At 67.9% G+C, this 7,855-nt stretch carries 8 protein-coding genes; 7 read left to right on the forward strand and 1 reads right to left on the reverse strand.

Going from position 1 to position 7,855, the window contains the following annotated elements; all coding sequences use genetic code 11:
* Positions 1 to 4 precede the first annotated feature (4 nt).
* The 7 genes from rnpA to ACGFI7_RS35890 all read left to right on the forward strand — a co-directional run bounded on the left by rnpA (position 5) and on the right by ACGFI7_RS35890 (position 5,840).
* The gene (gene rnpA / locus ACGFI7_RS35860) at positions 5 to 367 is read left to right on the forward strand and encodes a ribonuclease P protein component (RefSeq protein ID WP_393412651.1); all 363 of its coding nucleotides are present in this window, start codon (positions 5 to 7) and stop codon (positions 365 to 367) included.
* The gene (yidD, locus tag ACGFI7_RS35865; protein WP_393412653.1) at positions 364 to 642 is read left to right on the forward strand and encodes a membrane protein insertion efficiency factor YidD; all 279 of its coding nucleotides are present in this window, start codon (positions 364 to 366) and stop codon (positions 640 to 642) included. Before rnpA ends, yidD begins: the two co-directional genes overlap by 4 nt.
* 4 nt (positions 643 to 646) lie before the next feature.
* Positions 647 to 1,600: a membrane protein insertase YidC gene (gene yidC, locus ACGFI7_RS35870; RefSeq protein WP_393412655.1), complete on the forward strand. Its 954-nt coding sequence runs from the start codon at positions 647 to 649 to the stop codon at positions 1,598 to 1,600.
* 20 nt (positions 1,601 to 1,620) lie between these two features.
* The gene (locus tag ACGFI7_RS35875) at positions 1,621 to 2,109 is read left to right on the forward strand and encodes a protein jag (protein WP_393412865.1); all 489 of its coding nucleotides are present in this window, start codon (positions 1,621 to 1,623) and stop codon (positions 2,107 to 2,109) included.
* Between the two features lie 293 nt (positions 2,110 to 2,402).
* Positions 2,403 to 3,074: a 16S rRNA (guanine(527)-N(7))-methyltransferase RsmG gene (gene rsmG / locus ACGFI7_RS35880; protein ID WP_393412657.1), complete on the forward strand. Its 672-nt coding sequence runs from the start codon at positions 2,403 to 2,405 to the stop codon at positions 3,072 to 3,074.
* Between the two features lie 136 nt (positions 3,075 to 3,210).
* The gene (locus tag ACGFI7_RS35885) at positions 3,211 to 4,143 is read left to right on the forward strand and encodes a ParA family protein (protein WP_393412867.1); all 933 of its coding nucleotides are present in this window, start codon (positions 3,211 to 3,213) and stop codon (positions 4,141 to 4,143) included.
* Positions 4,144 to 4,874: 731 nt separating this feature from the next.
* On the forward strand, positions 4,875 to 5,840 hold the full coding sequence (locus ACGFI7_RS35890) for a ParB/RepB/Spo0J family partition protein (RefSeq protein ID WP_393412659.1): 966 nt from the start codon (positions 4,875 to 4,877) through the stop codon (positions 5,838 to 5,840).
* A gap of 388 nt (positions 5,841 to 6,228) precedes the next feature.
* Here the strand turns inward: ACGFI7_RS35890 and ACGFI7_RS35895 are convergent, their stop codons facing one another.
* Entirely contained in the window at positions 6,229 to 7,269 is a 1,041-nt protein-coding gene (locus ACGFI7_RS35895) for a threonine aldolase family protein (protein ID WP_393412661.1), read from the reverse strand.
* Positions 7,270 to 7,855 lie beyond the last annotated feature (586 nt).

The following is a 7,855-nucleotide window of genomic DNA, read 5'->3' on the forward strand; positions in this document are numbered from 1 at the left end:
TTCCATGCTTTCCCGGCCATCCCGCATGAGGCGGGGCGACGACTTCCAGACGGCGATCAAGCGCGGCAAGCGCGCCGGTCGCCCCACTCTGGTGGTGCATCTCGCCGTTTCCGGGGAGGAGACGCCTTTGGTGGGGTTCGTCGTGAGCCGGGCCGTAGGGGGCGCGGTGGTGCGCAACAAGGTCAAACGGCGGCTCCGACACCTGGTGCGCGAGCGTCTCGACCGGCTTCCGAGAGGTAGCCTGCTTGTGGTACGCGCCAACCCCCCGGCAGCGTCAGCGCGATACGAGCACCTTGCCGCAGAGCTCGACTCCAGTCTGGACCGACTGCTCAAGCGGCACGAATCCGCGATGGATGGGCAGAGATGACGGAGCAGCCGCAAGGGACGCCGAGCCTCGCCGCTCGTGTGCTGATCGGCCCCATTCGGTTCTATCGGGCGTTCATCAGCCCGCTGCTCGGTCCGCGCTGCCGTTTCTACCCCTCGTGCAGCGCGTACGGGCTCGAGGCGATAGCCGTACACGGGGCACTGCGCGGCACATGGTTGACTGTCCGGCGCATCGGGCGGTGCCACCCATTCCATCCCGGAGGTATTGACCCGGTGCCCCCACGCCCGGTTCGGTCTCACGAATTGCAAGGGAGATAGCTCGGTGGAGCTGTCCTGGCTGAGCTGGCTCTATGAAGCCGTAGCCTTCGTCATCATCTGGATCCATACGGGATACAGCACGTTCCTGAATCCGGACAGCGGCCTGACGTGGGCACTGACCATCATCACGCTGACCGTGCTGATGCGGATCTGCATCTTCCCGCTCTTCCTCAAGCAGATGCGCTCGTCGAAGAAGATGCAGGAACTCGCGCCCAAGGTGGCGGAGATACGCAAGCGTTACAAGAACGACAAGCAGCGCATGAACCAAGAGGTCATGACGCTGTACCAGGGCGCGGGCGCCAACCCTCTCGGCGGCTGCCTCCCCGTCGTGGCGCAGTTCCCGATCTTCATCGGCATGTTCACCGTGCTGAACGCGATGGCCAGCGGCCAGCCGAAGTTCGGCATGTCGCAGGAACTGGTCGACAGCGCGGGCAAGGCCCACATCTTCGGCGCGCCGCTGCCGGCCTACTTCTTCATGCCCGAGCAGGACATGATCGCCCTGGACGCGGTCCCCCTGCAGACGCGGATCGTGCTCGGCATCTTCGTCGCCATCAGCTCGCTGACCACGTTCCTCACCGTCCGGCAGAGCGTCACCCGCTCCATGGCGCAGATGCCCGACAACCCCATGGCCCAGCAGCAGAAGATCCTCATGTGGATCTCGCCGCTGTTCGCGTTCTTCAGCCTGAACTTCCCGCTCGGCCTGATCCTCTACTGGGTGACCACCAACGTGTGGACCCTCGGCCAGCAGCACTGGTTCTACAGCCGGCACCCGATGCCGAAGTTCGACGCCAAGGGCAACGTCATCCCGGTCACGCCCAAGCCCAGCCTGACCCAGCGGCTGCGCAAGACGACTCCGGTGGAGGAAGAGGCCCCTGCGCCGCCGCCCCAGCCTAAGATCGTCAGGAACCAGCCCAGCCGCCAGAGCCGCAGCAAGCGCACCGGCAGCAAGAAGTCGTGAACACGAAGGAGAGGCCGGCCATGACCGAGGCCGAGCAGGAGAAGACTCCTGATCTCAACGCGCTCGAGCAAGAAGGCGAGATCGCGGCCGACTACGTCGAAGGGCTTCTCGACATCGCCGACATCGACGGCGACATCGACATGGACGTCGAAGGCGACCGCGCGCTGGTCTCCGTCGTCGGCATCAAGAGCACGGAGCTGGTCGGCCCCGACGGTGAGGTGCTGGAGGCGCTTCAGGAGCTCACCCGCCTGGCTGTCCACAGGCAGACGGGGGAGCGGTCGCGCCTCATGCTCGACGTGGCCGGCTACCGCGAGCGTCGCCGCGCGGAGCTCACCAAGCTCGGCACCGAAGTGGCCGACGAGGTCAAGGACCACGGCGAGGCCCGTGCCCTGGAGCCGATGACCCCCTTCGAGCGGAAGATCGTCCACGACGCGGTGGCGGCCGCCGGCCTGCGCAGCGAGTCGGAGGGCGAGGAGCCCAACCGCTACGTCGTGGTCATGCCCGCCTGACCGCGCCCCCAGGTTTTCCACAGTCTCCGGCCGCCGGCCCGCCTTCGGGCGCCGGCGGCCGTTCGCGTTGCCAGGGGCCCTTTCCGGGCTTTCGTACGTACAATCGAGCACAGCTTTATCCACAGGCTTGTCCACAGGTTGTCTCTTCCGCACTGTGGAAATCGGGGCGGCGGCGCGCTCTGAGATTCCGCTCACCCGGGGCCGATAGTCTTCCCGTACTGATCGCCCGCATAGCCTAGACACCGCCCGGATACCGCTTGGACACCGTCACCGTGAGAAAGGGTCACCCAGCAGTGAGCGACGAGCTGCCGCCTCCGCCGGACATCGCGCGGGACGTGTTCACCGGCGATGCCTGGGATCGAGCTCGGGAGTTCGCCGGCCTGCTCGCCGGCCCCGGCGTGGTCCGGGGGCTGCTCGGCCCGCGCGAGGTGCCCCGGATCTGGGACCGCCACCTGCTCAACTGCGCCGTCGTGGCCGAGGCCGTGCCGCAGGACGTGCGCCTGGTGGACATCGGCTCCGGTGCCGGTCTGCCGGGGCTGGTGCTGGCGATCGTCCGGCCGGATCTCACGGTTACCCTGCTGGAGCCGCTGCTCCGTCGTACCGTCTTCCTTGAGGAGTGCGTCGAGGCGCTCAAGCTGGACAACGTCGAGGTGCTGCGCGGCCGCGCCGAAGAGCTGCGGGGCAAGCGGGAGTTCGACGTCGCCAGCGCCCGCGCCGTGGCGCCGCTCGACCGGCTGCTCACCTGGGCGATGCCGCTGCTCCGCGAGGGCGGCGAGCTGATCGCCATGAAGGGGGAGCGGGCCGCGGAGGAACTCGCCGAGGCAGAGCCGCGACTCAAGGCCGTCGGCGCCCGTGCGGCCGAGCTTGTGACCGTGGGGCGCGGTAAGGTCGAGCCGCCTGCAACACTGGTGCGAGTCGTAGCGGGTCGCGCGCCTGAGCAGAAAAGGTCGCGACGAAGGAGGTGACGGCATGCCAGTCGCGCAAAGCGGCCTGGGCTGGCCCGACATGTCTCCGTCCGAGAATCGCTCGGGGGTTGGCTGGCCCGAAATGGGCGTGTCGCGACAGCGAATTCCCGTCACCGGAACGCCACGGGTTGAAAGGATGGCCATCGTGACCCAGACCCCCCTGAACCCAGGTGATTCGCCGTTGGTACGAGAGGCGCTCAACTCAGTGGTTTCACGTGAAACACCGGCTACGCAGTTGCCGGCCCAGGCGGACGACATCCTGAGCGGTGACGGTGACTCCTGGCCCAAGCCGGCGAAGACACGGGTGATCGCGGTGGCCAATCAGAAGGGTGGCGTCGGCAAGACCACGACCTCGGTCAACATCGCGGCCGCGCTGTCGATGAAGGGCGAGCGCGTGCTGGTGGTCGACCTTGATCCCCAGGGCAACGCGTCCACCGCCTTGGCCACCGAGCACCGCGGCGACGTTCCGGACGTCTATCAGGTGCTGGTCGACGACCTGCCGATGGCGGACATCGTCAAGCAGGTGCCCGACATGCCCAACCTCTATTGCGCCCCTGCCACCATCGACCTGGCCGGCGCCGAGATCGAGCTCGTCTCGCTGGTCGCCCGGGAAGCCCGCCTGCGCCGGGCGCTGGGGGCGTACGAGTCGGTGGACTTCGACTACGTGATCATCGACTGCCCGCCGTCGCTCGGCCTGCTCACGGTCAACGCCCTGGTGGCCGCGGACGAGGTCATGATCCCGATCCAGTGCGAGTACTACGCGCTGGAAGGGCTCGGCCAGCTCCTGAGGAACGTCGACCTCATCAAGGCCCACCTCAACCCGACGCTCCGCCTGTCCACGATCGTCCTCACCATGTACGACGGCCGCACCCGGCTGGCGTCACAGGTGGCGGACGAGGTTCGCGCCCACTTCGGCGACACGGTCCTCAACACGGTGATCCCGCGGAGCGTCCGCCTCTCGGAGGCACCCAGCTACGGTCAGTCGGTCATGACCTACGACCCGGGCTCCAGCGGCGCGATGGCCTACATGGACGCGGCCCGCGAAATCGCCCACCGGGCACTGGTATAGGGAAGCTGGCTGAGCGCTGGCGTAGGGACTACTGGACGCTGTGGGGGACTACCGGGCGCTGGCGTAGGAGATCACGGCGCGCTGGCGTAGGGACTACCGGACGCTGACGTAGGAGACCACGGCGCGCTGGTGCAGGGGAGCCGCTGAGCGTTGGCGTAGGGACTACCGGACGCTGACGTAGGAGACCACCGCGTGCTGGGTGGAAGGCACCAACTGCCCGCTGGCTTCAATGGGATCGCCCCGCGCTGCCGTAGGGGGACTGCAGTCGCGCTGCCACCTCGGCTGTCGGGCTCGGCGCGCCTCTCGACGCTGTCAGCCGCGCTACTTGGCGCGGGCGATCGAGGCCATCCCGTGCCTGTGGGCCGGGGAGCCATGTAGAGAGCCTGTGTCGACCGGGAATTGCGGCATGGGTGTCAATGGGCGGGAATGAGCGTGTGAGTCGGCGGGAGGCGATCACCCGGCACCGCCACGCATCATGAGTTGCCGCGACATACGTCGTGATGTTCTCGGGCTCCCGGCTTCGCGCCCGTGGGACGGACAGCGCAATGACTCGCCACGCCCGGATGGCAGTGGGGAATCAAATGGGTTCGGAAAGCCTCTGGCATCGGGTGTTCGGGGCATGGTGCCGTAAATCCGGTGGGACGGTGTGGAGAGGAGACACTGTCCGGGGCGCGCAACGGTAACCTCTCCTGGAGCGACCCGAATCGGCCGGGTGTGGATGAGGAGACGTAGTGAGCCAGCAGCGGCGGGGATTGGGCAAGGGGCTGGGAGCGCTCATTCCGACCGGTCCCATTGTTGACGGTACGGGGACGGTGCCTCCTGCCAACGGGTCGGTGGCGCAAGACACCGGTCCCAAGCCTGTTGCCGGGGCGTACTTCAAGGAAGTCTCCATCGCCGCGATCGTGCCGAATCCGCGCCAGCCACGTGAGGTGTTCGACGAGGAGCGCCTTCTCGAGTTGGAGGCGTCGATCCGTGAGGTCGGTCTGCTGCAGCCCGTGGTGGTGCGCCCGGTGGGTGGTGGACAGTACGAGCTCATCATGGGGGAGCGGCGACTGCGCGCCTGCAAGATGGCGGGCCTGCAGGAGATCCCGGCGATCGTCCGCAACACGCGTGAGACCGACCTGCTCCGTGACGCCCTGATTGAGAACCTCCAGCGGGAGCAGCTCAACCCGCTGGAAGAGGCGGCCGCCTACCGGCAGCTCCTCGACGACTTTGAGGCGACCCACGATCAGATCGCCCAGAAGGTCGGCCGCTCTCGGTCCCACATCACCAACACCCTGCGCCTGCTCAGCCTCCCGCCGGAAGTCCAGCTCAAGGTCGCGGGCGGGTCCATCTCCGCCGGCCACGCGCGTGCCCTGCTCGGCCTCTCCACGCCGGAAGAGATGATCCAGCTCGCCAAGCGCATCGTCGCCGAACTGCTGTCCGTGCGCGCGGTGGAGGAGATCGTCTCGCTCGGGAGCGTCCAGGCCGCGCCGGCCAAGCCTGCCCGCGAGCGTCAGGCGGCCAAGCCGACCGCCCCCGGTCTCGCCCATCTCGCGGACCGGCTCTCCGACCACTTCGAGACCAAGGTGAAGGTGGACCTCGGGCGTCGGAAGGGGCGCATCGTGGTGGAGTTCGCCACGATCGACGACCTTGAGCGCATCATCGGCACGATGGCTCCCGAGGCGGCCCGCGTCATGCGAGAGGCCGAGGAGTAGGCATCCACTCGGGAGGATGTCGGGGACCTCGCTGGTTCCCTGGTCTCGTCTGGCTGGTGGTTTCACGTGAAACAGCGGTCAGTGCTCCCCGCTCCATGTTTCACGTGAAACGGCGGGTTGCTGGTCTCCCCATGCTCGCGTGACGGGGTGCGGCGTTCTCGTGAAGTCACGCGGCGCAGACACGCCTCAGTCTGCTCTGTCTGGCGTGTGTCTGCCGTCCCCCCGAGAGTCGAGCATTTCTCTGTCCCATGGGCCAGCCAGCCCGGGTGGGAGCCCGCCTATCAGACGCATGCCGTCGCCACTGTTCTCGGGGGTGCCTCGCATGTTTCACGTGAAACGTGGCGCTCCGGCGGGCGGGAGAGTTTCACGTGAAACATCGTCGAGGGTGTCAGGTAGCTGCCTTCCGGATGTCGTTGAGGAAGTCGTCGACGTGGTCCGGCGTCGTGTCGAAGGCCATCATCCAGCGGACGACGCCTGCTGACTCGTCCCAGAAGTGGAAGAGGTAGCGGTCCAGGAGCGCCTTGGCGACTTGGACGGAGAGTCTGGCGAAGACGGCGTTGGACTCGACGGGATGCTCAAGCGTGATGCCGGGGATGCCGGTGAGACCGTCCGCCAGCCGGAGGGCCATCGCGTTGGCGTGGGCGGCGTTCCGATGCCACAGGTCGTCGGTGAGCAGAGCGGTGAGCTGAGCCGAGATGAACCGCATCTTCGACGCGAGCTGGAGCGATTGTCGGCGCAGGAACGGAACGGACGAGGCGAGGGAAGGGGCCAGGACGACGACCGCCTCGGCGGCCAGCGCGCCGTTCTTGGTGCCGCCAAAGCTGAAGACATCCACGCCTGCCGCCGTGGTGATCTCGTCCAGGCCGCACCCGAGATACGCCGCCGCGTTGGCCAGCCGGGCACCGTCGACGTGGAGGCGCAATCCGGCGGCGTGCGCGGTCTCGGCGAGGGCGGCGATCTCGGCGGGGGAGTAGCAGGTGCCGAGTTCCGTCACTTGGGAGATGGAGACGACGCGCGGCTGCGGCTGGTGGTGCTCACCCAGGACGGACAGGCGTGAGGTGATGTCGTCGGGGCGGAGTTTGCCGTCCGGCGTCGGCACGGTCACGAGCTTCACGCCGAGCAGGCGTTCCGTCGCGCCGGTCTCGTGGGTGGCGATGTGGGCGGTGTCGGGGCAGATGATCGCGTCGTAGCGGCCGAGCATGAGCGCCAGGCCGACCATGTTCGCGCCCGCGCCGTTGAGCACGGCGAACCCCTCGGCCTGCGGGCCGAACACGTCCTTGACGCGCTGCTCGAACGTCGCCGTCCAGGTGTCACCGCCGTACGCGGGCGCGTCGCCGTGGTTGGCGGCGGTCATGGCTTCGAGGACGGCGGGATGGACGCCGGCGTGGTTGTCGCTGGCGAAGCTCTTCGGGTAGGTCGAGTCGATCACACGCCAAGGCTACTTACGACACGCAACTTCGCCGGAGGTTGGCTGGGCACGTGGCGGGGTGGGTGGAGATGGGTGGGTAGAGATGGGTGGGTGGAGATGGGTGGGTGAAACCAGGAGGGTGGAGCCGGGAGGGCGCGAGCCGGGAGGGCGCGAGCCGGATGGCCGGACGCGAGCCGGGCGGTGGGTTGGTTGGCCGGACGCGAGCCGGGCGGCGAGTCGGGCGGCGAGTCGGGCGGCGAGTCGGGCGGCGAGTCGGGCGGGGAGTCGAATGAGGACGCCGCAGGGTTGGCCGGGTGTGGCAGGGCGGGTGTCGAGAGATCTCCGGTCGGAGTGGCAGATCGTGCGGACGCAGATCGTGCGGACGGCATCTCCGGGGTTGAGCGGGATCGCACAATCGGGTCAGGCGGGTGCGTGCACAGACGAGCAGCGGACGACCGGGCGGGCTGGGCGACGTATCAGGGAAGCAGCGCGCGCAAGCTGACAGTGGGAGGGTGCGGGTGTTCGAACATCCCAAGGACGGGCTTGTGCGCTGAGTCGACTTTCGCGTCTTACAGTCTCTGGCCTCCCTGGCTCGACGCTTCCGTCC

Source organism: Nonomuraea sp. NPDC048826 (assembly GCF_043198225.1).
In the GTDB taxonomy this organism is placed as follows: domain Bacteria; phylum Actinomycetota; class Actinomycetes; order Streptosporangiales; family Streptosporangiaceae; genus Nonomuraea.